This is a genomic window from Micromonospora sp. CB01531, from assembly GCF_001905095.1.
Classification (GTDB): Bacteria; Actinomycetota; Actinomycetes; order Mycobacteriales; family Micromonosporaceae; genus Micromonospora.
Genome location: NZ_LWLS01000046.1, coordinates 84,477 through 108,444, shown reverse-complemented (window position 1 = coordinate 108,444; position 23,968 = coordinate 84,477). Strand labels below are relative to the sequence as shown.

The window sequence follows — 23,968 nt, the reverse complement described above, 5'->3', positions numbered from 1 at the left end:
TCCGGCCCGTCCGGTGGCCGTCGGCGTGGCCGGGGTGGCACTGCCCGGTGACCCCGGCTCAGGCCGCCTCGCCGGCCGGGCTCGGCGTGGGGCCCACCGCCGGCTCCACGGCGGACTCCTCCGACTGCTGCGGGGGCACCGCGAAGAGCGGGATGAACAACTGGGCGAGCGGCCCGATGGCGAGCGCGTACGCGACCGTGCCAACGCCGACCGTGCCGCCGAGCAGCCAGCCCAGCGCCAGCACGGTCACCTCGATGACGGTCCGGACCAGCCGGATGGAGCGGCCGGGGCGGCGGGCGACGTACCCGGTCATCAGGCCGTCGCGCGGGCCGGGGCCGAAGGCCGCCCCGAGGTAGAGCCCGGTGGCCGCGCCGTTGGCGACGATCCCGACGACCAGCAGGCAGATCCGGAGCGGCAGGCCGCCGCCGGCCGGCACCAGGGCCAGGGTGCCGTCCACCACCAGCCCGATCACCACCACGTTGCTGACCGTGCCGAGGCCGGGGCGTTGCCGCAGCGGGATCCACAGCAGCAGTACCAGGGCGCCGACCGCGATGGTGACCGTGCCGAAGGAGAGCCCGGTCTGCCGGGCGAGGCCCTGATGGAACACGTCCCACGGGTCGAGGCCGAGGCCGGACCGGATCATCAGGGCCATGCTGACGCCGTAGAGGGTGAGCCCGGCGTAGAGCTGGGTCAGTCGCCGGGCGGGCCGGTACCGGAAATTGCCAATCGGTGCCATGCATGCCACCCTAGGGTCCAATCTCGCCCACGACAGAGCCAATTCCGGAGGGGTGGCCATGACGAGTCAGGTGCGTGGTGTCCAATTGGCTCGGCTCCTCGGCCAGTGGCACGCGCTGCCCGGCCGCCGACGCAGCCCCGACTACGCCGCGCTCGCCGCCGCGGTCCGCGGCCTGCTCGCCGACGGCCGGCTCCCCCTGGGGGTACGCCTGCCGGCCGAGCGGGAGCTGGCGGAGGCGCTGCGGATCAGCCGTACCACGGTCACCGCCGCCTACCGGGAGCTGCGCGAGAGCGGCCACCTGGCCAGCCGGCGCGGGGCCGGCAGCTGGACCATGCTGCCCGGTACCCACCGGATGGCCAGCACCGGGCTGTGGACCCCGCTGGACGACCGGGACATGATCGACCTCGGGGTGGCCGCGCTCGCCGCCCCGCCGCAGCTCGTCCCGGCCGCCCGGGCGGCCACCGAGGACCTGCCCCACTACCTGGGCGGGGCCGGCTACCACCCGACCGGCATCATCGAGCTGCGCGAGGCGGTGGCCCGGGCGTACACCGAGCGGGGGCTGCCGACCAGCCCGGAGCAGATCATGGTCACCAGCGGCACCCAGCACGCGCTGGACCTGGTGCTGCGGCTGGCCCTGTCGCCCGGCGGCGGGGTGCTGGTCGAGTCCCCGACCTACCCCAACGCGCTCGCCGCGCTGTCGGCCCGCCGGGCCCGCATCAGCACCCACGGCCTCGCCATGGACGACCTCGGCTGGGACGCCGACCTGCTGCTGGGCAGCATCCGGCAGGCCCGGCCGAAGCTGGCGTACCTGATCCCCGAGTTCCAGAACCCGACCGGCCACCTGATGGCGACCGAGTTGCGCGAGCGGCTGGTCGCCGCCGCCCACGCGGCCGGGACCGACCTGGTGATCGACGAGTCCTTCGTGGACCTGCCGCTGGACGGCACCCCGCTGCCGCCGCCGGTCGCCACCTTCGACAGGCACTCCCGGGTGATCAGCATCGGCGGGATGAGCAAGCCGTACTGGGGTGGCCTGCGGATCGGCTGGGTCCGGGCGTCCGCGCCGCAGGTGCAGCGGCTGGCCGCCGCCCGGGTCGGCGTCGACATGGCCAGCCCGGTCCTCGACCAGCTCGTCGCGGTGCACCTGCTCGCCGAAGCGGCGACCATCGTGGCCGCGCGGCGGGCGCAGCTCGCCGCCCAGCGGGACGCGCTGGTCGGCGCGCTGGCCGAGCGGCTGCCCGACTGGCGGGTCAGCGTGCCGCGCGGCGGCGTGACGCTCTGGGTCGAGTTGGACGGGCCGGTCTCCAGCGCCCTGGCCCGGGCCGCCGAGGAGGTCGGCGTACGCCTGGCGCCCGGGCCCCGGTTCGGCCTGGACGGCACCCTCGAGCGGTTCCTGCGGCTGCCGTTCACGCTGCCCGCCGCCGACCTGGTGGAGGCCGTCGGCCGGCTCGCCGCGGTCCGCTACGACCTCGACCGGACCGGCCGCCCGCAGTGGCGGGAGCCGTCCGTCATCGCCTGAGCCGGGCGGGCTTGCCGGATGCCCCGCGCGGGGCACCGGCGCCCGGCAGACTCAAGCGATGGCCAGCGGTAGGTCGAGGGGACTCTCCGATCGGTTCCAGATGGTCGCCGAGAGCGGCGGGGTGACCCGGCTGGAACTCTTCCTCGACCTGGTTTTCGTCTACGCCTTCCTCAACGTGACCAGCGTGGCCGCTGCCCATCCCGACCTCTTCGGGATCGTGCGCGGTCTGCTGCTGCTCGCGCTGCTGTGGTGGTGCTGGGCCTCCTACGCCTGGCTCAGCAACTCCATCCGGTTGGACCGGGGGATCATGCCGATGGTCGCCTTCGGCCTCATCGCGATCATCTTCGTGGTGGGGGTGGCGATTCAGGAGGCATTCGTCGACCGGCCCGGTGGGCTACCCGGCCCGCTCATCTTCGTGCTGGGCTACCTCGCCGCGCGGGCCGGCGCCCTGACGGTCGCGATGATCTGCGCCCGGTCCGACCCGGTCTCCCGGCAGCGGGTCCGGCGCGGCTGGCTGCCCCTGTTCGGTGCCGCCCCGCTGCTGCTGCTCGCGGCGCTGCTGGCCAGCCGGTTGATCGACGTCGAGATCCATCCGTGGGCCCGCCTGGGGCTGGTGCTCCTGGCGATCCTCATCGAGTACCGCGGTGGGGTGCTCACCGGCGCGGTCGGTGGGCGCGACATCCCGGTACGACACTGGGTCGAGCGGCATGCCCTGATCGTCATGGTCGCGTTCGGCGAGACCATCATCTCCGTCGGGGTCAGCCGGGGCATCGGCTCCACCGAACCGATCACCTGGCCGCTGGTCGCCGCCATCCTGCTCAGCATGAGCATCGTGGGCGTGCTCTGGTGGACCTACTTCGACCTCGCCCGGTTCGCCGCCGAACTCGCCCTTGAGCAGGTGTCCGGGGCGGCCCGGGTACGGCTGGCCCGGAACGCGTACACCTTTCTGCACCTGCCGATGGTCGGCGGTCTGATCCTGCTCTCCCTCGGCCTCGAGAAGGCGGTGGGGGCCGCCGGCGAACCGGAGCCGCTGCCCGGGCTGTCCCTGCTCGCACTGTACGGCGGCGTGATCCTGTACCTGGCCGGGCTGCTCGCCTTCGAAGGTCGCACGATGCACATCGTGGGCCGTGGGCCGCTGCTCGGCCTCGTCCTGCTCGCCCTCGGCATACCGGTGGCGGCCCAGGTGCCGGCGCTCGCCGCGCTCGGGATTCTCGCCGTCCTGGTGGCCGTGCTCGTGCTCGCCGACCGTACCGTCTTCCGGGGCCGGCACCAGGTCCTGCACCGCGCGATCCAGCCCGCCGTCCAGCGGGCCGTCGGTGTGGCCCCGAAGGAACTCTTCTTCGATCTGGTCTTCGTCTACGCGTTCATCCAGGTCACCAGCCTGATGGCCGCCGATCCGACCTGGCACGGGCTGGTCCGCGGGCTGGCGGTGCTGGCCGTACTCTGGTGGGCCTGGAACGTGTTCGCGTGGCTGTCCACCGCGCTGCGCACCGACGAGCCGGGAACTCGCCTGGTCTACGTCGCCGTGGCGGCGAACATCCTCATCATCGCGATCGCGATCCCGGTGGCGTTCTACGACCCGTCGCGGGTCGGGCTGTACGGGCCGCTGCTTTTCGCGACCTGCTACGGCGTCGTCCGGGCGCTGCACCTGGGCTCGTTCTGGGTGGTCGCGCGCGGCAATCCCGGCTTACGCCGCCAACTGCTGCTGCTCGCCCTCGCGGCCGGGCTGGCGACGCTCCTGCTGCTGGGCGCCGCGCTGCTGCCCGAACTGGTCGGCGTGCGGGGACCCTACAGCCCGCTGCGGATCGCCCTGTGGTTGGCTGCCATAGCCGTCGACTACGGCAGTCGGTACCTGGTGAACGTCACGCGGTGGCGGATCAGCTCGGCCAGTCACTGGGCGGAGCGGTACGGCCTGATCGTCATCGTCGCGCTCGGCGAGGCGATCATCGCCACCGGACGTGCGGTGGCGGACCAACCGATATCCGGGCTGGTGGTCGTCGGGGCGATCCTCGGCACGGCGCTGGTGGGCACGCTGTGGTGGGTGTACTTCGACGTCGACGCCATCGCCGGGGAACGCGCCGTGGAGACCGCTGCGGGCGGCGACCGCAGCCGGCTGGCCGCCGACGCGTACACCTTTCTGCACCTGGTGATGGTGGCCGGCATCGTGCTGGTCGCGCTCGGTCTGGGTCAGACGCTCGCGCTGGCGCACCGGAGGCCCGGGCTGGCCGCGGGGTTGCCCACCCTGGCCCACCTCGCCCTCTACGGCGGGGTGATCCTCTATCTGATCGGCGATCAGGCCTTCTGGTGGCGGACGCAGCACCGCATCCGGTGGATCCGCGGCATCACGACCCTGGTGTTCGTCGCGCTGGTCCCGCTGGCCGCCCCGTGGGCCGGGCTGGCGGGCCTCGCGGTCCTCGTCGCCGTCGCCATCATCTTCTTGATCGTCGAAGCGCTGCGTACGGCGCAACTCAGAAGGGTGCTGCGCGAACCGCTGGTCCCCGAGGCGGGACCGTAGCGGGTGCCGCTGACCGCCCGCACCGCAGCCGGTCAGGACGGCGGGCGCCAGATCGCCGCCGGCAGCGACCAGCCTGCCCGGATCGCACTCGGTGGGGCGCACCGGCTGCGACACTGCGCGGGTGAGGAACAGCGGCGGCACCCGGTGGGCGAGCGTGGTCCGGCTCGGCGCGCCGGGGTCCCGGGTGACGCGGCTGGAACTCTTCTTCGACCTCGTCTTCGTCTTCGCGTTCCTCACCGTCACCGGCCTGACCGCGAGCCGGCCCAGCTGGGTCAACCTGTTCCATGCCCTGCTCGTGCTGGCGCTGCTCTGGTGGTGCTGGCAGGGTTTCGCCGGCCTCGGCAACCTGGTCCGGGCCGACCAGGGTGTGCTACCGGTGGTCGGCTTCGTCATCGGGGCCGCCGCCTTCCTGCTGGTGCTGAGCATCCCGGGCGCGTTCGTGGACCAGCCCGGCGGGCTCAACGGCCCGCTCGTCTTCGCGGTCTGCTACTTCCTGGTCCGCGCCCCGCAGCTCGCGGTCTTCGGCTGGGTGGCCCGGTCCGATCCGGCCCAGTTCCGGCTCTGGCTGCGGCTCGCCGCACTGCCGCTGGCCGCCACGGCGCTGCTGGTCGCCGCCGGGCAGGTGCCGCCCCGGGTCACCTCCGGAGCCCTGGCGAACGCCATCCAGCTCAGCCTGTGGACGGCAGCGGTGCTGGTGGAGTACGTGGCGGGCATCATCCTCGGCGGCTCGTACTGGGTGGTGACCTCCGCCGGGCACTGGGCGGAGCGGCACGCCCTGATGGTCCTGCTCGCGCTCGGCGAGTCGATCATCGCGCTCGGGCTGGGTCCGAAGGCGATCAGCGCGCTGCCGCTGACCGGGCCGGTGATGACCGCCGCGGTGCTCGGCGTCGCGATCGCCGCGGTGCTCTGGTGGGCGTACTTCGACACCCTCGCCCCCGGGGTCGAGCAGCGGCTGCACGCCGCCCGGGAGCCGGGCGCCCGGGCCCGGCTGGCCCGGAACGCGTACACCTACCTGCACCTGCCGATGGTCGCCGGGATCATCTTCTTCGCCCTGGGGCTCAAGGACCTGCTCGCCGAGTCGGCCTCGTCCAGCACACCGTCCTGGGGGGAGCCGCTCGGCGCCTTCTGGGTGACGGTCCTCTACGGCGGGGTCGCCGTCTACCTGCTCAGCCTCGCGGCCTGCGCGTTGCTGGTGCTGCACGCCGTGCGCTGGCCGTTGCTGGGGGCGACGGTGGTGATCGTGGCGGTGGCCCCGGCGGCGGCCGGGCTGCCGGAACTGGTGGCGGTGGTGCTGCTGGCGGCGCTCTGCGTGGCCGCCATCGTCGCCGAGACGCTCCGCGAGGACGGCCGGCGGCGCCAGATCCGGCAGCTCGCGCTGGAGGAGCAGATCGCCGCCGAGATGGAGCAGACCCGGTGGCGCCAGCACCACCTGTGACCGCGGCCGACGAGCCGGTCGAGGGTCAACTGCACGTCGGCGGAAGGCCGCGGCCAGCGACGATCGCCGGAAGGACCGGCGGCCGTGCCCCGGGACGGTGGGGCACGGCCGCCGGACGGTACGGTCCGCTACAGCTCGGCGAGGGTGCCCGCGTACATCTTCTCGATCTCGGCGGCGAAGTTGCTCTCCACGCCCCGGCGCTTGATCTTCAGCGACGGGGTGACCTCACCGTCCTCGATGGTGAGGTCACGGGGGAGGATGGTCACCTTCTTGATCGTCTCCCAGCGGTTGAGCTTGGCGTTCAGCTCCGCCACGTAGCCGTCGACCATCGCCTGGGCCTCCGGCGAGGTGACTATCCCGGTGTAGTCGCGACCCTCCAGCGGGCCGCCGGCCGCCCAGCCCTGGATCGCGTCCGGGTCGAGGGTGACCAGCATGGTGCAGTAGTTGCGGGCCTGCCCGATCACCACGGCCTGTGAGGTGTACGGGCAGATGGCCTTGAACATGCCCTCGATGTGCGACGGTGCGATGTACTTCCCGCCCGAGGTCTTGACCAGGTCCTTCTTCCGGTCGGTGATCCGCAGGTAGCCGTCGTCGTCCAGGCTGCCGATGTCCCCCGTGCGGAAGAAGCCGTCCTCGGTGAACGCGGCGGCGGTCTCCTCGGGCAGGTTGTGGTAGCCGCGCATCACCGGCCGGCCGCGGACCAGGATCTCGCCGTCGCTGTCGATCCGGCACTCCAGGTCGCCCATCGCCTTGCCGACGGTGCCGATACGCAGCCCGCCCGGCGGGTTGACGAAGTTGCCGGCGCTGGTCTCGGTGAGGCCGTACCCCTCGGAGATGGGCAGGTTGGCGGCGGCGAAGAAGGTGCCGATCTCCTTGCTCAGCGGGGCCGCGCCGGAGACGAGCACCCGGATCCGGCCGCCGAGCCGGGCCTGGAGCTTGCTGAAGACCAGTTTCTCGGCCACCGCGTACCTCAGCTTCAGGCCGAGGGGAAGCGGCTTGCCGGCCTGCTCCAGCGCGACCTTCTCCTTGCCCACCGCGACGCCCCAGGCGAAGATCTTCGCCTTCGCGCCCCCGGCGTCCTGGGCCGTGGTGACCACCTTGTTGTAGACCTTCTCGAAGACCCGGGGCGCGCCGCACATCAGCGTCGGCCGGACCACCCCGAGCAGCTCGACCAGCTTCTCCACCCGCCCGTCGACGTAGGTGGGCAGGCCGACGTGGGTGACGCCGCAGAGCAGCGTCTTGCCGAAGGAGTGCGACAGCGGCAGCCAGAGGTACTGGAGGTCGTCGAAGTGCAGCAGCCCCAGCTCGGCCTGCGCGACTCCCTCCCAGCACCAGCCCCCGTGCAGCAGCTCGACGCCCTTGGGCCGGCCGGTGGTGCCGGAGGTGTAGATGAGGGTGGCCAGGTGGTCCGGGCCGATGCCGGCGACCAGCATGTCGATCAGGTCCGGCTCGTTCTCCAGCGCCCGGGCTCCCTGCGCCTCCAGCTCGGCCAGGGTGAGCTGCGGGACCGCCGCGGCCGGGTCGGGCTCGCCGTCGAAGAGCACCACGTGGGTCAGCGCCGGCAGCTCGGCGCCGGCGACCTTCGCGGCCTGGGTCGGGTTCTCGGCGAAGAGGATCCGCGACCCGGAGTCGGAGATGATGTAGGTGGCGTCCTCCGGCTCGGTGGTCGGGTAGACGGTGGTGGTGGCCCCGCCCGCGCACATGATGCCGAAGTCGGCGATCACCCATTCGAGCCGGGTGCTCGCCAGGATCGCCACCGGGTCCTCCAGGCCGACGCCGAGCCCGTGCAGCCCGGCCGCGACCGCCTTGGCGCGCCGCCCGACCTGCTCCCAGCTCAGCCACACCGGCCCCGAGTCGTCCGCGGCGGGGTGGGCGAACGCGGGACTGGCCGGGCTGGCCGCCACGCGTTTGAGGAACATGTCGGGGATGGAACGGTACGGTACATCGAGAGCCATCGCTGTAGCCGCCTTCAGGGTGGAGGGACGTGACGGATCTCACGCCATTCTGCGGTTACCGAAGAGTATTGCCTCCACCGGGGCGGCGGCTAGCCCTGGTGCCTGCGGCGACCGGCGTCCCCGGGCGGGGACCTGCCCGGTCAGGCGTACCGGGACGCGGCGAGCGACCAGTCGTAGGTGGCCCGGATCCAGTTCCGCCGGGTGGTCAGGAAGGCCAGGATCGCCTCGTCGCCCCCCGCGGCCAGCGCCGACTCCCGTTCCCCGTACGCCACCAGCGCCGCGTTGAACCGGGCGGCCGCCGCGCGCAACGCCGACTCCTCGTCCTGCTCGGTCTCGCCGGCGATCGTGGTGACCAGGTTGTGGCCGTCCGGCGCGCTGCTGCGCTCCTTGCCGTACGAGAAGAGGTCGTTGCACCAGCAGACCAGATCGGCGGCGAGGTCGTCCACGGCGGCCAGCGCCGGATCCGCCCGCCGCCCCGGCTCCGGCACCGCGTCGTACGCCAGGTCGGTGAGGGTGAAGCTGGGCCGGGCCCCGCCGGTGTGCCGGCGCATCTGCACGTACTCGGCCACCCCGGGCACCCGCCGGTGCTCCCGGTTGGCCGCCTCCCAGAGCAGCGCCAGCAGATACTCCCGCAACTGGCTGACCAGCCGCAGCAGCAGGGCCGGCCGCTGCCGGGCGCGCGCCCGCCGGCACAGGTCGTGCAGCGCCACGCCGAGCGGCCCGGCGCCGACCGGCGCCGGCGCGTCCGGATCGCCCTGCCGGTCGAGCACCTCCAGCAGGCCCGCCACCGCGGGCGCGAGCCGGGTCGGGCTGGCGCCCAGGCCGTCCTCGTCGCAGGCGTCGTCCATCACGAACAGCCAGGAGATCAGGTCGGTGAGCAGGCGCAGCCGGTCCAGCGGCCCACCCGGGCAGGCCCGGCCGGCCAGTTCCGCCGGGTTGGCACCGGTCAGCCGGCGCAGCCCGGCCGGATCGTCGATCAGGCCCAGCTCGCGTACCCAGCAGGCGCTCTCCCCGGCGGCCAGTTCGACAGCGGGGTGCCGGCGCGCCGGGAAGGGGGGTTCGCGCAGTGCCGCCACCGCGAAGCTCCGCATCCGTCCCCCTGTCCCGCCGCCCTCGGTAATGGGGCGGTGGCCGAGAGCGTACGACAGGAAAGATCAGCTGTGGTGGTCAGGTCGTGGGCGGTTTCACATCTCGTGGTGACCGTTTCCGCCCATCCGTCAGAAGCCCAGGCTGGCCGCCCGCAACCGCTCGGCCGGCGCGGACGGGCCGTCCACCTGCACCCGCGCCACCCGCTGCCGGCCGGAGAGGAAGAGCACCAGTTCGCCCGGCGCGCCCACCACCCGCAGCCGGTCGCCGCCCCGGCCGACGGTGCGCTCGCCGAACCCCGGCGCCTGGACCAGCAGGTCCGCCGGGAAGCGGCGCAGCGCCAACCGGGCCATCCCCGCGGCCCGCTTCCAGAGCACCACCTGGAACCCCGCCGGCACGTCCCGCGGCAGCCACCCCGGCTGCGCCCGCCGGACGTCCTCGTGGTGGATGAAGAACTCCAGGGTGTTGACCAGCTCGTCGGTGAGCGGGTTGCTGACCGGGCTCCACACCGGCGGGCGGCGCACCCGCGCCACCAGCTCCGCGTACGGCCGCGCGGCCGTGCGCCGGCGGACCGCCTCGCCGTACCGGCGCAGCGGCCGCAGCAGGATGCCGGCGGCGGCGTCCGGCCGGCGCTCCCGCACCGTCAGGTGCGCCGCGAGGTCGCGGGTGCGCCACCCCTCGTCGATCGTCGGCGCGTCCGGTCCCAGGTCCAGCAGCAGATCGGCGAGCGCCTCGCGCTCCGATCGGGCGTACCGCGGCATGGCCCGATCGTAGGCCGGTGGCGGCCCGGCCACCGGGACGGGCACGGCCGGCGGCGCCGCGCCGGCGGCCACCCGTCGGGCGCGGCGCCACGAACCGCCCTGGTCAGGGTGGCCGGTGCGGGGAAGGTGACGTCGGACATACGCCCTCCGGGTCGGCGGATCTGGCGTCGAGCGGTAAGGATGAGGGAGAAAATTGCGGCTTACGGCGGGGGAGAGTGTGGCGAGCGGGACAAGTCGGGACGTGCTCGGCAGGGGACTGCGGGTACTCGGCCGGGCCATCCGGGAACAACCCCGGATCTTCGCGGTCGCTGTGGCCGGCAGTGTGCTCTTCGGCCTCATGGTGATCGCCAGCGCGTACGTCGTCGGCGGGGTGGTCGGCAAGGTGGTGGTCCCGGCCATCGCCCGCGGCTCGGTGGCCGGTGGCGTCCTCGCGCTGGCCGCGGCCGCGCTGTTCGGGATCAGCGTGCTGCGGGTGGTCGGCATCTTCGGCCGCCGGCTCGGCGCCGGCTACATGCAGTACCGGCTCCAGGCCGCCTACCGCCGCCGGGTCACCCGCCGCTACCTCGACCTGCCGCTGGCCTGGCACCACCGCAACGCCACCGGCACCCTGCTCTCCAACGCCAACTCCGACGTCGAGGCGGCCTGGTATCCGATCGCGCCGCTGCCGTTCGCGGTCGGCACCCTGGTGATGCTGGTCGGCGCCGTGGTCTCGCTGTTCCTCACCGACTGGGCGCTCGCCCTGGTCGGCCTTGCCGTCTTCCCGGCGCTGTTCGCCCTCAACGTGGTCTACTCCCGCCGGATGGCCCCCCGCCAGGCCCGCGCCCAGCGGCTGCGCGCCGAGGTCAGCGGCATCGCGCACGAGAGCTTCGACGGCGCGCTGGTGGTCAAGACGATGGGTCGCGAGGCGCAGGAGACGGCCCGGTTCGCCGCCCGCGCCGGGGAGCTGCGCGACGCGCTGATCTCGGTCGGCAAGCTGCGTGGCGTCTTCGACCCGATGCTGGAGACCCTGCCCAGCCTCGGCACCCTGGCCGTGCTGGTGGTCGGCGCGGTCCGGCTCCGGCAGGGCGCGATCGACGTGACCGAGCTGGTCAGCGTCGCCTTCCTGTTCACCGTGCTGGCCTTCCCGGTCCGGGCCATCGGCTGGGTGCTGGCCGAGCTGCCGCGCAGCGTCGCCGGCTGGGACCGGGTGCGCCGGGTCCTCAACGCCACCGGCGAGATGCCGTACGGCGAGGCGACGCTCGACCCGGCCACGCCCACGCCGGCCACCCTCGCCTTCCGCGACGTCCACTTCGGCTACGAGCCGGCCGAGGCGCACCTGCCCGGCGCGGAGGTGCTCGGCGCGGTCTCCTTCACCGTGCCGGCGGGGAAGACCGTCGCCCTGGTCGGGCCCACCGGGGCCGGCAAGTCCACCATCGCCTCGCTCGCCGTCCGGCTGGTCGACCCGGGTACCGGCACGGTCACCCTGGACGGCGTCGACGTCCGCGACCTCACGGCGGCCTCGCTCGCCGCGAACGTGGCCCTGGTCGCCCAGGTCCCGTTCGTCTTCGACGACACCGTCCGGGCCAACATCGCCCTGGACCGGCCCGGCGTCGGTGACGAGGAGGTCTGGGCGGCGCTGCGGCTCGCCGAGGCGGACGGCTTCGTCGCCGCGCTCCCCGACGGGCTGGACACCATGGTCGGCGAGCGGGGCACCTCGCTCTCCGGCGGCCAGCGGCAGCGACTCACCCTGGCCCGGGCACTCGCCGGCCGGCCGCGGCTGCTGGTGCTCGACGACGCCACCAGCGCCGTCGACCCCCGGGTGGAGGCGGCCATCCTGGCCGGGCTGCGCACCCCGGCCGACGGCGGGGCACCCGCGTCGATCCTGGTGGTCGCGTACCGTCGGGCCACCATCGCGCTCGCGGACGAGGTGATCTACGTCGAACACGGGCGGGTGCTCGCCCGCGGCACGCACGCCGAGCTGCTCGCCACCGTGCCCGGCTACGCCGACCTGGTCACCGCGTACGAGCAGGCCGAGCAGGAACGCGAGCAGCCCCGCCCGTACGACGAGGTCACCCCGCTGACCTCCGGCCTGGAAATCGAGGTTGACCGGTGAGCACGACTGTGGAGGCGGATCGGCCGGCCGAGGCGACCGAGTCGACCTGGCGGACGCTGCGGCGCGGACTCGCGCTCTCCCCGGAGCTGAAGACCGGGTTGGCCGGCACGCTCGGGCTGGCGCTGGTCTACATGATCGGCCGGGTCGCCGTGCCGGTGGCCGTGCAGCGCGGCATCGACCACGGCATCGTCGGCGGCCTCGACCTGGATGTGGTCACGCTGACCGTGATCGCCACCGCCGCCGTGCTGGTGGTCACCACCGCCTGCGGCTACCTGATGATGCGCCGGCTCTTCACGGTGAGCGAGACCGCCCTCGCCGGGGTGCGTACCCGGGCCTTCCGGCACGTGCACGACCTGTCCATGCTGCACCAGCAGTCCGAGCGGCGTGGCTCGCTGGTCTCCCGGGTCACCAGCGACGTCGACCAGATCACCCAGTTCCTCCAGTGGGGTGGCGTGATCCTCATCGTCAACCTGGGCCAGCTGGTGGTCACCACGGCCGTGATGCTGGCGTACTCCTGGCAGCTCACCCTGGTGGTGCTCGTCGCGTTCGCTCCGGCGGTGCTGGTGATCCGGCTGCTGCAGCGCCGGCTGGGTGTCGCGTACGGCGTGGTCCGCCAGCGGACGGGCACCCTGCTCGGCACCATCGGCGAGAGCGTGGTGGGCGCCCCGGTGATCCGGGCGTACGGGATCGCCGGGCGGACCGCCCGGCGGCTGGACACGGCGATCGAGGGGCAGCGGCAGGCCCAGCAGCGGGCCATCCGGATCAGCATCCTGGGTAGCTCGGTGGGAGAACTGGCCGCCGGCCTGGCGCTGGCCGGCGTGGTGGTGGTCGGGGTCAACCTCGGTGTGGACCGCACCTTGTCCATCGGCCAGCTCACCGCGTTCCTCTTCCTGGTGACGCTCTTCATCCAGCCGGTGCAGATCGCCACCGAGGTGCTCAACGAGGCGCAGAACGCGATCGCCGGCTGGCGCCGGGTGCTCGACGTGCTGGACGTCGCGCCGGACGTGGCCGACCCGGGTGAGCAGGGGCGGGAGCTGCCGCCCGGCCCGCTGGACATCCGTTTCGCCGGGGTGACGTTCGCCTACCCGGGCGGCCCGCCGGTGCTGCACGACGTGACCCTGGAGATCCCGGCGAAGAGCCGGGTGGCCGTGGTCGGCGAGACCGGCAGCGGCAAGACCACCTTCGCCAAGCTGCTCACCCGGTTGATGGACCCCACTGCGGGGGATGTGCTGCTCTCCGGCGTGTCGCTGCGCCAGGTGCGCTTCGACTCGCTGCGCTCCCGGGTGGTGATGGTGCCGCAGGACGGCTTCCTGTTCGACGCCACGGTGGGGGAGAACGTCCGCTTCGCCCGCCCCGAGCTGACCGACCCGCAGCTCACCGCCGCGTTCTCCGAGCTGGGCCTGAGCGACTGGCTGGACGGGCTGCCGGCCGGGCTGGACACCCCAGTGGGGGAGCGCGGTGAGGCGCTCAGCGTCGGCGAGCGGCAGCTCGTCGCGCTGGCCCGGGCGTACGTCGCGGACCCCGACCTGCTGGTGCTGGACGAGGCGACCAGCGCCGTCGACCCGGCCACCGAGGTACGCCTCCAGCGCACCCTGGACGCGGTCACCCGGGGCCGCACCACGCTCGCCATCGCGCACCGGCTCTCCACCGCCCAGGCCGCCGACGAGGTGATCGTGGTGGACCGGGGCCGCATCGTCCAGCGTGGCCCCCACGACGAGCTGGTCAAGGACCCCAATTCGGTCTACGCCCTCCTCTACGCCTCCTGGCTGGAACAAACCCGCTAACCCACCCCCCGCGGCCCGTGTTGATCAGGGAGTTCGCGTCCGGATCACGCCGCGACTTCTTGATCAACTTTCCGTGGGTGGGGTGGGCAGCGGGCCCGTGAGGTAGCGCTGGACGGTGGGGCCGATCGTGGCGACCAGGGCCGCCGGGGCGGCGGAGGCGACCGGTTCGAGCCGGATGACGTACCGCATCATGGCCAGCCCGATCAGTTGACTGGCCACCAGCGATCCGCGCAGCGGCAGCTCGGCCGGGTCGACGTCGAGGTTGTCGAGCACGCGGCGCAGCACCTGGGTGGTCAGGAATTCCCGAAGCAGCCGAGCGGTCCACTCGTTGCTGAGCGCGGAGCGCAGAAGCGCCACTCCGGCGGTGCCGGCGGGCGAGTCCCACAGCCCGAGAAACAGCCGGACCAGCCGCTCGCCGACGCGGTCGCGGTCCCCGGCGAACACCTTTGGCAGCAGCTCACGGGGGTCGAACGGCGCGTTCATGGCGGCCAGGAAGAGCTGGTCCTTGGTGCCGAAGTAGTGGTGCACCAGCGCCGGGTCCACCTGAGCGGCGGCGGCGATGGCCCGGATGGACGCGCCGTCGAAGCCGCGCTCGGCGAAAGCGGTCCGGGCCGCGTCGAGGATCGCCTCCCGCGTGCCCGGGTTGCCCGGTCGCCGTCCGGTACGCCGTGCCATTGCCGCCCTTCGCTCGTTCCGTCATCCCGTTCGTGGCCCGGTCCCGGCCGGGACCGGGCCACGAACGGCGTCAGCCGCTGCGCCGGCGCAGCGTCGCCGCGGCGAGCACCAGCGCCAGCAGCGCCGCCCCCGCGACGATCGCCACGTCCCGCCACATCGTCGTGGTCGCCTCGGCGTGCGCGCCCACCTCCTGCAACGCCTCGACGGCGTACGACAGGGGCAGCGCGTCGCTGATCGCCTGGAGCCAGCCGGCCATCTGCCCCCGGGGCACGAAGAGCCCGCAGAGCAGCAGCTGCGGGGCCACCACCACCGGCATGAACTGCACGGCCTGGAACTCGGTCCGGGCGAAGGCGGAACAGAGCAGCCCGAGCGCGACCGCGAGCACCGCGTTGATCGCGGCGATCATGATCACGAGTCCGCTGCTGCCGGCGGTGCTCAGCCCGAACACCCAGTACGCCACGGCCGAGGCGATGGTGGCCTGCACCACGCCGGCCAGGCCGAACGCGATGCCGTAGCCGAAGAGCAGGTCGAGCTTGCCCAGCGGGGTGGTGAGCAGCCGCTCCAGGGTGCCGGTGGTGCGCTCCCGCAGCATGGCGATGCTGGTCACCAGGAACATGATGATGAACGGGAAGAAGCCCAGCATGATCAGCGCCACCCGGTCGAAGACCGTGGGCTGCCCGGGCGGATGGGGCTGGTCGACGTACATGAAGTAGACCAGGGTGAGCAGCACGGCCGGCACCACCACGAGCAGCGCGACGGTGCGCCGGTCGTGTCGCAGCTGACGCAGGATGCGCCCGATGGTGGCGGCCAGGATGCGGGGGTTCACGACCGGGCCTCCCTCGTTCGCGACTGAGGGGCTCGCCGCCCCGGTCCACTCCGCGCGCTCACCGGTCCTCCTCGCGAGATCTGATCAGCCGGAGGAACGCCTCCTCCAGGTCCTGCACACCGGTGGCGGCGCGGACCGCGTCCGGGGTGTCGTCGGCGATCAGCTGACCGTCCCGGATCAGCAGCAGCCGGTCGCAGCGGGCCGCCTCGTCCATCACGTGGCTGGACACCAGCAGCGTGGTCCCGGTGGCGGCCATGGCGTGGAACCGGGCCCACAGGTCGGCCCGGAGCACCGGGTCCTGGCCGACGGTGGGCTCGTCGAGGATGACCAGCTCCGGGTCACCCACCAGGGCGCAGGCCAGCGAGGCGCGGCTGCGCTGGCCGCCGGAGAGCGTGCCGACCAGCTGGTCGGCGGCCTCGGTCAGGCCCACGTCGGCCACCGCGCCGTCCGCCTCGGCCCGGCCGCGTCCCTGCAGCGCCGCGAAGTAGCGCGCGTTCTCCCGGACGGTCAGGTCGGCGTAGACGCTGGGCGCCTGGGTGAGGTAGCCGACCCGGTGGCGCAGCTCTGCCGTGCCGGCCGGTCGGCCGAGCACGGTGACTGCGCCCGAGTTGACGGTCTGCACCCCGACGATCGCGCGCATCAGGGTGGTCTTGCCGCTGCCGCTGGGCCCGAGCAGCCCGGTGACCGACCCGCGCGGCACCACGCAGGAGATGCCCTGGAGCACCCGCCGCCGGCCCCGGTCGACCACTAGGTCACGGACCACGACCGCGTCGTCCATGCCCGCCTCCAAAACTCATCAGGTGTTGAACTCAACGCTAGTTGAGTTATGCCGCCCGGCGCAACGGTTGACTTCGAGTGCGCTCGAACTGGAAGCCTGGGATGCGTGGACATCAGCACGCGGGAGATGAGCCTCACCGTGGGTGAGGCGGCGGAGCGGGTCGGCCTGACCACCTACACGCTGCGCTGGTACGAGCAGGAGGGCCTGGTCGCCCCGGTCGGGCGGGACTCCGCGGGCCGCCGGCGCTACACCGAGTCCGATGTCAACTGGCTGCTCCTGCTCACCCGGCTGCGGCGGACCGGGATGCCGGTGCGGGACATGCGCCGCTACGCCGAGCTGGCCCGGCAGGGCGATCGGACGCTCGGCGCCCGGCGGGCGCTGTTCGAGGCGCACCGCGCCCGGGTGCTGGCCCGGATGGCCGAGCTGGAGGAGGACCTCAGGGTGCTCGACTACAAGATCGACGCGTATCGCCGGGCGGAGGAGGAACTGACATGATCCGGCGACGAGTGGGCGCGAGCGGCCCTGAGGTTGCGGCGATCGGCCTGGGCTGCATGGGCATGAGCTTCGCGTACGGGGGCGCCGACGACGCAGAGTCGACGCGTACCCTGCACCGGGCCCTCGACCTGGGCGTCGACCACCTGGACACCGCCGACATGTACGGCTTCGGGGCGAACGAGCGGCTGCTCGCCCCGGTGGTGCGGGCCCGCCGGGACGAGGTGTTCCTGGCCACCAAGTTCGGCAACCGCACCACCGGCGACAGCTTCGGCGGCACCGGCACGCCCGGCGCGTACGTGGACAGCAGCGCGGCCTGGGCGAAGCAGGCCTGCGACGCCTCGCTGGACCGGCTCGGGGTGGCCACCATCGACCTGTACTACCTGCACCGGCGCGACCCGGCGACGCCGATCGAGGAGACCGTCGGCGCGATGGCGGACCTCGTCCGGGCCGGCAAGGTGCGGCTGATCGGCCTGTCCGAAGTCAGCCCGGCCACCCTGCGCGCCGCCCACGCGGTGCACCCGATCGCCGCCGTGCAGATGGAGTATTCCCTGTTCAGCCGGGACGTCGAGGGGGAGATGCGGGCCACCTGCCGGGAACTGGGCGTGGCCCTGGTGGCGTACTCGCCGGTCGGGCGGGGGCTGCTCACCGGCACGATCACCAGCCGGGACCAGCTCACCGGCAACGACTGGCGGGCCGGGGCGCCCCGGTTCGCCGAGGGCAACCTGGACGCGAACCTCAAGCTGGTCGACCAGGTGCGGGCGGTCGCCGACGAGGTCGGCGCGACGCCGGCCCAGGTGGCGCTGGCCTGGCTGCTCGCCCAGGGTGACGACATCCTGACCATCCCCGGCACCAAGCGGGTCCGCTACCTCGAGGAGAACGCGGCGGCGGCTGACCTCCGGCTCAGCCCGGAGCAGTTGGCCCGACTCGACGAGGCGGTGCCCCCCGGCGCGGCCGCCGGAGAAAGGTACCCCGAGGCAGCAATGAGATTCATCGGTCGATAGCTATCGCACCGGACATCCGGTCAGCCAGCGGTCATTGCGCCGAAGATCGGACGTCCGGCACCATGTCGCCGTGGGACCCGCTCCGCTGCCCGAGTCCGGATTCCTCGACGACTGGGCCGGCCGCCTTCGGCAGGCCGCCGACCGACCGGTCGTCGGCATCATGCTGCGCGGCAGTCACGCCCGCCGGGCCGCCACCGAGCACAGCGACGTGGACGTGGACGTGCTGGTCGTGGCCGACGAGGAGTACTCCGGCGACGACCCTGAGCAGCCCACGGCGGACCCCGCCCTCGTCCCGTACACGGCACACCAGGCGTACCTGGCCGAGTTCGGCGGTCGCCTCGTGCACGTCTCGGTGGCCGCCCGGGACGTCCGGTCCTGGGTCCGCCGGCTCGGCCAGCCGGCGGACTGGGCGTTCGGGCTGCCGGTCACCGCGCCCGCCCGGCTGATCTGGGCGGTGCCGGAGTGGCGCCGCCGGATCGACCTGCCGGTGCTCTGCCAGCCCGCCGACGAGCCGCGGCTGGAGGAGTTGATCGCCACCCTCGGCAAGGTCGCCGCCGCCCGGCGGGCCGACGACCCGTTGGGCGTCCGGCTCGCCGCCGCCGACCTGGCCCGGCTCTGCCCGTCCGTGCTGCGGCTGGTCAACCCGTCGGTCCGGGTGGTCTCCCGCCGGGACGCGCTCGCCGCCGCGCTGGACCTGCCGGTCGCCCCGCCCGGCTACCGCGACGACATGCTGCTCTGCCTGGGGCTGCGCCCGGCCGCCGTCGGCGAGCTCAGCGCCGCCGCCGGCCGGCTGGTCGGCGGCATCGTCCCGCTGGTCCGCCCGTACGCCGACGAGATCGCCGTGACGGCCGGCGCGGACCTGGCGGAGGCCCTGCTGGACGGCCGGCTGGACCGTTACCTGGGGCAACTGACCGGCGCGCTCGACGGTTCCGCGCCCGCCTCCCGGGACACGTCGACGGTGCCGGTGCCGCGTGCGGGAGAATGGCTCACTGTGCCCGCCTCTGACGCGCCGGTGACCGGCGCCCCCGCCAGCTCCGGCGGCGCCGCGGCCCCCGGCCCGGCCCGACCATCCCGGCTCGACCCGGCGATCGCCGCCCGGCTGCGCCGTACCCCCGACGGCCTGGTGGCCGCGGTGGTCCGGCAGTACGACTCGGGCGAGGTGCTGATGGTCGCCTGGATGGACGACGAGGCGCTGCACCGCACGCTGACCACCGGCCGGGCCACCTACTGGTCGCGCAGCCGGCAGGAGTACTGGGTCAAGGGCGCCACCTCCGGCCACCACCAGTACGTCCGCTCGGTGGCGCTGGACTGCGACGGGGACGCCCTGCTGGTCAGCGTCGACCAGGTCGGCGTCGCCTGTCACACCGGCCAGCGGACCTGCTTCTTCACCGAGCTGCCGGTCAGCTCCCCGGAGGCGACCTCATGACGGACGGCACGGTCAGCCCCGACCCGGCCACCTTCGCCGACCTGGCGGCCCGCTGGCGGGTCGTGCCGGTCACCCGCCGGCTGCTCGCCGACGCGGAGACCCCGGTGGGCGTCTACCGCAAGCTGGCCGGCGGCCCGGGCACGTTCCTGCTGGAGTCGGCCGAGCAGGGCGTCGGCTCGGCCGGGATGGCCTGGTCCCGCTACTCGTTCATCGGCGTCCGCAGCAGCGCCACGCTGACCGAGCGGGACGGCGCGGCGGTCTGGGCCGGCGCGCCGCCGGCCGGCGTACCGGCGTCCGGCGACCCGGTGACGGTGCTCCGCGAGACCGTGGCCGCCCTGGCCGGCCCCGCCTGGGACCCGGCCAGCGGCATGCTGCCGCTCACCGGCGGCATGGTCGGCTACCTCGGGTACGACCTCGTCCGCCGCTTCGAGCGGCTCCCGGAGCTGACCGAGGACGACCTCGACGTGCCCGAGCTGGGACTGATGCTCGCCACCGACCTGGTGGTGCTCGACCACTACGACGGCTCGGCGATCCTGGTCGCCAACGCGGTCCTGCCTCCGCTCGACGCACCCGACCGGGAGGCCCTGGTCACGGCGGCGTACCACCACGCGGTGGGTCGGCTGGACGCGATGACCGGCGCGCTGTCCCGACCGATTCCGCCCATGATCTCGACGGTCGCCCGGCCCCCGCTCGGCGACGTGGTGAGCCGTACGCCCGACGGCGGCTACCCGAAGGCGGTGGCGGCGGCCCAGGAGGCGATCCGGGCCGGCGAGTGCTTCCAGATCGTGCTCAGCCAGCGCTTCGAGCGGCCGACCCACGCCGATCCGCTCGACGTCTACCGGGTGCTGCGCACCACCAACCCCAGCCCGTACATGTACCTGCTGCGCTTCGACGGCTTCGACATCGTCGGCTCCTCGCCGGAGGCGCACCTCAAGGTGAGCACCGGCGCGGACGGGCGGCGGCGGGCGCTGCTGCACCCGATCGCCGGTACCCGACCGCGCGGCGGTTCCCCCGAGGCGGACGCCCGGCTCGCGGCCGAGTTGCTCGCCGACCCGAAGGAGCGCTCCGAGCACGTCATGCTGGTCGACCTGGGCCGCAACGACCTGGGCCGGGTCTGCCGCCCGGGCACCGTCGAGGTGCCCGAGTTCGCCACCATCGAGCGGTACAGCCACGTCATGCACATCGTCTCCACCGTGGTGGGCGAGCTGCGCGCGGACCGCACCGCTTTCGACGCGCTCGCCGCGACCTTCCCCGCCGGCACCCTCTCCGGGGCGCCGAAGGTGCGGGCCATGGAGATCATCGAGGAGCTGGAGCCGGTCCGTCGGGCCCTGTACGGCGGCACCGTCGGCTACTTCGGCTTCGGCGGCGACCTGGACATGGCCATCGCCATCCGTACCGCGCTGATCCGGGAGGGCCGGGCGTACGTGCAGGCCGGCGCGGGGGTGGTGGCCGATTCCGATCCTTCCGCCGAGGAGCAGGAGACCCGGAACAAGGCCGCCGCGGTGCTCGCCGCGATCGCCGCCGCCGAGACCCTCCGGCCGGCCCGATGACCGCACCGACCACCGGCTCGCCCGCCACCGGTTCGCCGGCCGCGCGGGGCCGGCGCGAACTGGCGTACGCGGTGCTGCTCTGCCTGGTCGGGGCCGGATTGGCCCTCTGGGCGGTGACCCGGACGTGGTCGGTCGAGCTGACCGCCCGGGGTTCGCTGCCGCCCACCCGGCACACCCGCACCGGCACGGACCTGCTGCCGTGGGTCTCGGCGCTGGCCCTGGTCGGGCTGGCCGGCGGCGGCGCGGTGTTGGCCACCCGGGGCCGGGTCCGGCGGCTGCTGGGCGGCCTGCTGGCGCTGGTCGGGCTGGCCGTGGCGGCCGGCGGCGGCTACGGCCTGACCGCCCTCGCCGGGGTGAGCCGGCAGTGGCCGGCGCTGGTGCTGGTCGGTGGGCTGGTCGCGGCCGTCGGCGGCGTGCTCACCGCGCTGCGGGGCGCGGGCTGGCCGGCGATGGGTGCCCGCTACGAGCGGCCGGTCCGCTCGGCGGCCCCGTCCGGCCCGGACCGGCCGGCGGTCGAGCGGGGCACCCGGGACGCCTGGGAGGCGCTGGACCGGGGCGAGGACCCGACGGTCAGCTGACCGGCTGGGCGTCCCGCGCGCCGCGCCGCTCGGTGGCCACGGCGCGGGCGGCGGCCAGTTCGGCCACCAGGCGGTCCAGGTCCCGGCGCTGCGCGGCCCGGGCCCGGTCGGCGCAGACCGCCTCCCAGGCGTTGCCCCGGGCGGTCCGCATCCGGGCGTCGCCGATCACGGCGCGTTCCACGGTGTGCACCACGCCGACGGCGAGCGAGGCGACGGTCCGGGAGATGGTGGTGAACCCGATGGTCTGGTTCGGCCCGATGGCGCTCATGGTCACCCCGTACGAGATCGTTGGCGACGATTGGCAGCCGCCTCATCGAGTCTGCCCGAGGACGATGCTGCCGGGCGCGGGTTTCGCCGCCGTGACGCCCTGGTCAACTCTCGGGTAGCCGGGGCGACCAGCGCAGGGTCGTTCGTCCTTGAGCTTGGTCACAGCATCGAGGAACGTCGCGGGGTGGCGCTGCGTGACATCGCGTTCACCGGAAGTCGGCCATCATGCCACAGCCCATTTCGTGAGGAGCGCCATACCCCCCGGGACTTGTCGCCAGGTGGCGCCCCCTAGCATCGGCCCATGACACCCGGAGAGGGGAGTCCGTTGGTGACTGCTGAGCATGCGCACGCGGAGGGGGACGAGGCCGGTCCGGCGGCGTCCGCAAACGTGCTCGACGAGATCCTGGTCGGCGTCCGCGAGGACGTGGCGCGGCGACAGGAGCAGGTTCCGCTGGAGCGGATCCGCGAGCTGGCCGCCGCCGCGCCGCCGCCGCTGGACGCGTACGCGGCCCTGCGCCGGCCCGGCGTGGCCGTCATCGCCGAGGTGAAGCGCTCCTCGCCGTCCAAGGGGCGGCTGGCGGAGATCGCCGACCCCGCCGACCTGGCCGGCGACTACGCGGCCGGCGGCGCCCGGGCGATCAGCGTGCTCACCGAGGGCCGCTGGTTCGGCGGGTCGCTGGACGACCTGGCCGCCGTGCGGGCCGCGGTGAACATCCCGGTGCTCCGCAAGGACTTCGTGGTCTCCAGCTACCAGGTGCACGAGGCGCGCGCCCACGGCGCCGACCTGGTGCTGCTGATCGTCGCTGCGCTGGAGCAGAACGCCCTCGTCGGGCTGCTGGAGCGGATCGAGTCGCTCGGCATGTGCGCGCTGGTCGAGGTGCACAACGAGGAGGAGGCCGACCGGGCCCTGGAGGCCGGCGCGCAGGTGATCGGGGTCAATGCCCGTGACCTGCGTACCCTGGAGGTCGACCGTTCGGTCTTCGAGCGGATCGCGCCCGGCCTGCCCAGCAGCGTCGTCAAGATCGCCGAGTCCGGCGTACGCGGCCCGCACGACCTCATCCGGTACGCCTCGGCGGGTGCCGACGCGGTCCTGGTCGGCGAGGGCCTGGTCACCCAGAAGAGCCCCCGCGAGGCGGTGGCCGAGCTGGTCAACGCCGGCAACCACCCGGCCACGCCCCGCCCGGTGCGCTGATCCGCCCGGCACCCGACACGCAGCGAGAGGACACGCCGATGAGCGCCGACCCGGCCGCCCCGGCCGCCCAGGTTCCCGACGCCGCCGGTCACTTCGGCCGGTTCGGCGGCCGGTTCGTCCCGGAGGCGCTGGTCGCGGCGCTCGACGAGCTGGACGCGGCATACCGGAAGGCGATGACCGACGAGACCTTCCGGGCCGAGTTCGACGGCCTGCTGCGCGGCTACGCCGGCATCCCGTCGCTGCTCTATCCGGCCACCCGGCTCTCCGCCCGGGCCGGGGCGCGGATCCTGCTCAAGCGGGAGGACCTCAACCACACGGGCGCGCACAAGGTGCGCAACGTGCTCGGCCAGGCGCTGCTCACCAAGCGGATGGGCAAGGCCCGGGTGATCGCCGAGACCGGCGCCGGGCAGCACGGCGTGGCCACCGCCACCGCCGCCGCGCTGTTCGACCTGGAGTGCGTGGTCTACATGGGTGAGGTCGACACCCAGCGCCAGGCGCTCAACGTGGCCCGGATGCGGATGCTCGGGGCGACCGTCGTACCGGTCACCACCGGCTCGCGGACGCTGAAGGACGCGATGAACGAGGCGATGCGGGACTGGGTCGCCAACGTCGACACCACCCACTACCTGATCGGCACCGCCGCCGGCCCGCACCCGTTCCCGGAGATGGTCCGGGACTTCGTGCGTGGCATCGGCGAGGAGGCCCGCCAGCAGTGCCTCGACCTGACCGGCGCACTGCCGGACGCGGTCGCCGCCTGCGTCGGCGGCGGCTCCAACGCGCTCGGCATCTTCCACGCCTTCGTGCCCGACAGCGGGGTGCGGTTGTACGGCTTCGAGGCCGGCGGCGAGGGCGTGGCGACCGGCCGGCACGCGGCCAGCATCACCGGCGGCTCCTCCGGTGTGCTGCACGGCACCCGGACGTACGTGCTGCAGGACTCCGACGGGCAGACGATCGAGTCGCACTCGATCTCGGCCGGCCTGGACTACCCGGGCGTCGGGCCGGAGCACGCCTGGCTGCACGACCAGGGCCGGGCGACCTACCTGCCGGTCGACGACGACGAGGCGATGGCCGCGTTCGAGCTGCTCTGCCGCACCGAGGGGATCATCCCGGCGATCGAGAGTTCGCACGCGCTGGCCGGCGCCCTGAAGATCGCCCCGCAGCTCGCCGCCGAGCTCGGCCGGGAGCCGGTCATCATCGTCAACCTCTCCGGCCGGGGCGACAAGGACGTGCACACCGCCGGCCAGTACTTCGGCATCCTCGACAGGGAGACAGCGTGAGCGAGCGGAGCGAGCGAACCATT

20 protein-coding genes and 1 pseudogene are annotated in these 23,968 nt (G+C 73.7%); 13 read left to right on the top strand and 8 right to left on the bottom strand.

The window, feature by feature from the left end:
- Positions 1–58: 58 nt before the first annotated feature.
- Positions 59–736 (bottom strand): membrane protein YczE, encoded by a 678-nt coding sequence (gene yczE / locus A6A27_RS07865; RefSeq protein WP_073833875.1) that lies wholly within the window; start codon positions 734–736, stop codon positions 59–61.
- Positions 737–794: 58 nt separating this feature from the next.
- Between yczE and yczR the strand changes: the two genes are divergently transcribed.
- The 3 genes from yczR (at position 795) to A6A27_RS07845 (ending at position 6,202) form a co-directional block, all read left to right on the top strand.
- The gene (gene yczR / locus A6A27_RS07860; RefSeq protein WP_073833874.1) at positions 795–2,252 is read left to right on the top strand and encodes a MocR-like transcription factor YczR; all 1,458 of its coding nucleotides are present in this window, start codon (positions 795–797) and stop codon (positions 2,250–2,252) included.
- 58 nt (positions 2,253–2,310) lie between these two features.
- Complete coding sequence (locus tag A6A27_RS42110; RefSeq protein ID WP_083672489.1) at positions 2,311–4,767, top strand: low temperature requirement protein A; 2,457 nt, start codon at positions 2,311–2,313, stop codon at positions 4,765–4,767.
- Positions 4,768–4,888: 121 nt separating this feature from the next.
- Positions 4,889–6,202: a low temperature requirement protein A gene (locus tag A6A27_RS07845; protein WP_073833944.1), complete on the top strand. Its 1,314-nt coding sequence runs from the start codon at positions 4,889–4,891 to the stop codon at positions 6,200–6,202.
- Positions 6,203–6,330: 128 nt separating this feature from the next.
- On the opposite strand, the gene A6A27_RS07840 is transcribed toward A6A27_RS07845, so the two are convergent.
- The 3 genes from A6A27_RS07840 to A6A27_RS07830 form a co-directional block, all read right to left on the bottom strand.
- Entirely contained in the window at positions 6,331–8,157 is a 1,827-nt protein-coding gene (locus tag A6A27_RS07840) for an AMP-dependent synthetase/ligase (RefSeq protein ID WP_073833873.1), read from the bottom strand.
- Positions 8,158–8,297: 140 nt separating this feature from the next.
- Positions 8,298–9,248: a terpene synthase family protein gene (locus A6A27_RS07835; protein WP_073833872.1), complete on the bottom strand. Its 951-nt coding sequence runs from the start codon at positions 9,246–9,248 to the stop codon at positions 8,298–8,300.
- 126 nt (positions 9,249–9,374) lie between these two features.
- Positions 9,375–10,004, bottom strand: coding sequence for a TIGR03085 family metal-binding protein (locus A6A27_RS07830; RefSeq protein WP_073833943.1), 630 nt, complete (start codon positions 10,002–10,004; stop codon positions 9,375–9,377).
- A 217-nt stretch (positions 10,005–10,221) separates the two neighbouring features.
- On the opposite strand from A6A27_RS07830, the gene A6A27_RS07825 reads away from it, so the two are divergent.
- Both A6A27_RS07825 and A6A27_RS07820 read left to right on the top strand, forming a co-directional pair.
- On the top strand, positions 10,222–12,096 hold the full coding sequence (locus A6A27_RS07825) for an ABC transporter ATP-binding protein (protein WP_073833871.1): 1,875 nt from the start codon (positions 10,222–10,224) through the stop codon (positions 12,094–12,096).
- Complete coding sequence (locus tag A6A27_RS07820; RefSeq protein WP_073833870.1) at positions 12,093–13,880, top strand: ABC transporter ATP-binding protein; 1,788 nt, start codon at positions 12,093–12,095, stop codon at positions 13,878–13,880. The genes A6A27_RS07825 and A6A27_RS07820 overlap by 4 nt, the downstream gene beginning before the upstream one ends.
- A 63-nt stretch (positions 13,881–13,943) precedes the next feature.
- Here A6A27_RS07820 and A6A27_RS07815 read toward each other — a convergent pair whose 3' ends face one another.
- The 3 genes from A6A27_RS07815 to A6A27_RS07805 all read right to left on the bottom strand — a co-directional run bounded on the left by A6A27_RS07815 (position 13,944) and on the right by A6A27_RS07805 (position 16,159).
- Complete coding sequence (locus tag A6A27_RS07815) at positions 13,944–14,555, bottom strand: TetR/AcrR family transcriptional regulator (RefSeq protein ID WP_073833869.1); 612 nt, start codon at positions 14,553–14,555, stop codon at positions 13,944–13,946.
- Positions 14,556–14,625: 70 nt separating this feature from the next.
- Positions 14,626–15,381: an ABC transporter permease gene (locus A6A27_RS07810; RefSeq protein ID WP_073833868.1), complete on the bottom strand. Its 756-nt coding sequence runs from the start codon at positions 15,379–15,381 to the stop codon at positions 14,626–14,628.
- A gap of 58 nt (positions 15,382–15,439) precedes the next feature.
- A complete protein-coding gene (locus tag A6A27_RS07805) occupies positions 15,440–16,159 on the bottom strand; it encodes an ABC transporter ATP-binding protein (RefSeq protein ID WP_073833867.1) in 720 nt (239 codons plus the stop codon).
- Positions 16,160–16,264: 105 nt separating this feature from the next.
- Here A6A27_RS07805 and A6A27_RS07800 point away from each other — a divergent pair, with 105 nt between their 5' ends.
- The 6 genes and pseudogenes from A6A27_RS07800 (at position 16,265) to A6A27_RS07780 (ending at position 21,209) form a co-directional block, all read left to right on the top strand.
- On the top strand, positions 16,265–16,654 hold the full coding sequence (locus tag A6A27_RS07800) for a MerR family transcriptional regulator (RefSeq protein ID WP_073833866.1): 390 nt from the start codon (positions 16,265–16,267) through the stop codon (positions 16,652–16,654).
- Positions 16,651–17,655: an aldo/keto reductase gene (locus A6A27_RS07795; RefSeq protein WP_073833865.1), complete on the top strand. Its 1,005-nt coding sequence runs from the start codon at positions 16,651–16,653 to the stop codon at positions 17,653–17,655. Before A6A27_RS07800 ends, A6A27_RS07795 begins: the two co-directional genes overlap by 4 nt.
- Before the next feature lie 160 nt (positions 17,656–17,815).
- Positions 17,816–18,466 (top strand): annotated as a pseudogene (locus A6A27_RS45775) (phosphoribosyl-AMP cyclohydrolase); the annotation flags it as partial.
- A gap of 180 nt (positions 18,467–18,646) precedes the next feature.
- Positions 18,647–19,081: a phosphoribosyl-AMP cyclohydrolase gene (gene hisI / locus A6A27_RS45770; RefSeq protein WP_073833941.1), complete on the top strand. Its 435-nt coding sequence runs from the start codon at positions 18,647–18,649 to the stop codon at positions 19,079–19,081.
- Positions 19,078–20,631 (top strand): anthranilate synthase component I, encoded by a 1,554-nt coding sequence (locus tag A6A27_RS07785; protein WP_073833864.1) that lies wholly within the window; start codon positions 19,078–19,080, stop codon positions 20,629–20,631. The genes hisI and A6A27_RS07785 overlap by 4 nt, the downstream gene beginning before the upstream one ends.
- A complete protein-coding gene (locus A6A27_RS07780) occupies positions 20,628–21,209 on the top strand; it encodes a Trp biosynthesis-associated membrane protein (protein WP_073833863.1) in 582 nt (193 codons plus the stop codon). Before A6A27_RS07785 ends, A6A27_RS07780 begins: the two co-directional genes overlap by 4 nt.
- On the opposite strand, the gene A6A27_RS07775 is transcribed toward A6A27_RS07780, so the two are convergent.
- Positions 21,202–21,477, bottom strand: coding sequence for a hypothetical protein (locus A6A27_RS07775; protein WP_073833942.1), 276 nt, complete (start codon positions 21,475–21,477; stop codon positions 21,202–21,204). The two genes, A6A27_RS07780 and A6A27_RS07775, sit on opposite strands and share 8 nt — an antisense overlap.
- Before the next feature lie 387 nt (positions 21,478–21,864).
- Here A6A27_RS07775 and trpC point away from each other — a divergent pair, with 387 nt between their 5' ends.
- Both trpC and trpB read left to right on the top strand, forming a co-directional pair.
- Positions 21,865–22,668: an indole-3-glycerol phosphate synthase TrpC gene (trpC, locus tag A6A27_RS07770; protein ID WP_198940234.1), complete on the top strand. Its 804-nt coding sequence runs from the start codon at positions 21,865–21,867 to the stop codon at positions 22,666–22,668.
- Between the two features lie 38 nt (positions 22,669–22,706).
- Positions 22,707–23,945, top strand: coding sequence for a tryptophan synthase subunit beta (trpB, locus tag A6A27_RS07765; RefSeq protein ID WP_073833861.1), 1,239 nt, complete (start codon positions 22,707–22,709; stop codon positions 23,943–23,945).
- Positions 23,946–23,968 lie beyond the last annotated feature (23 nt).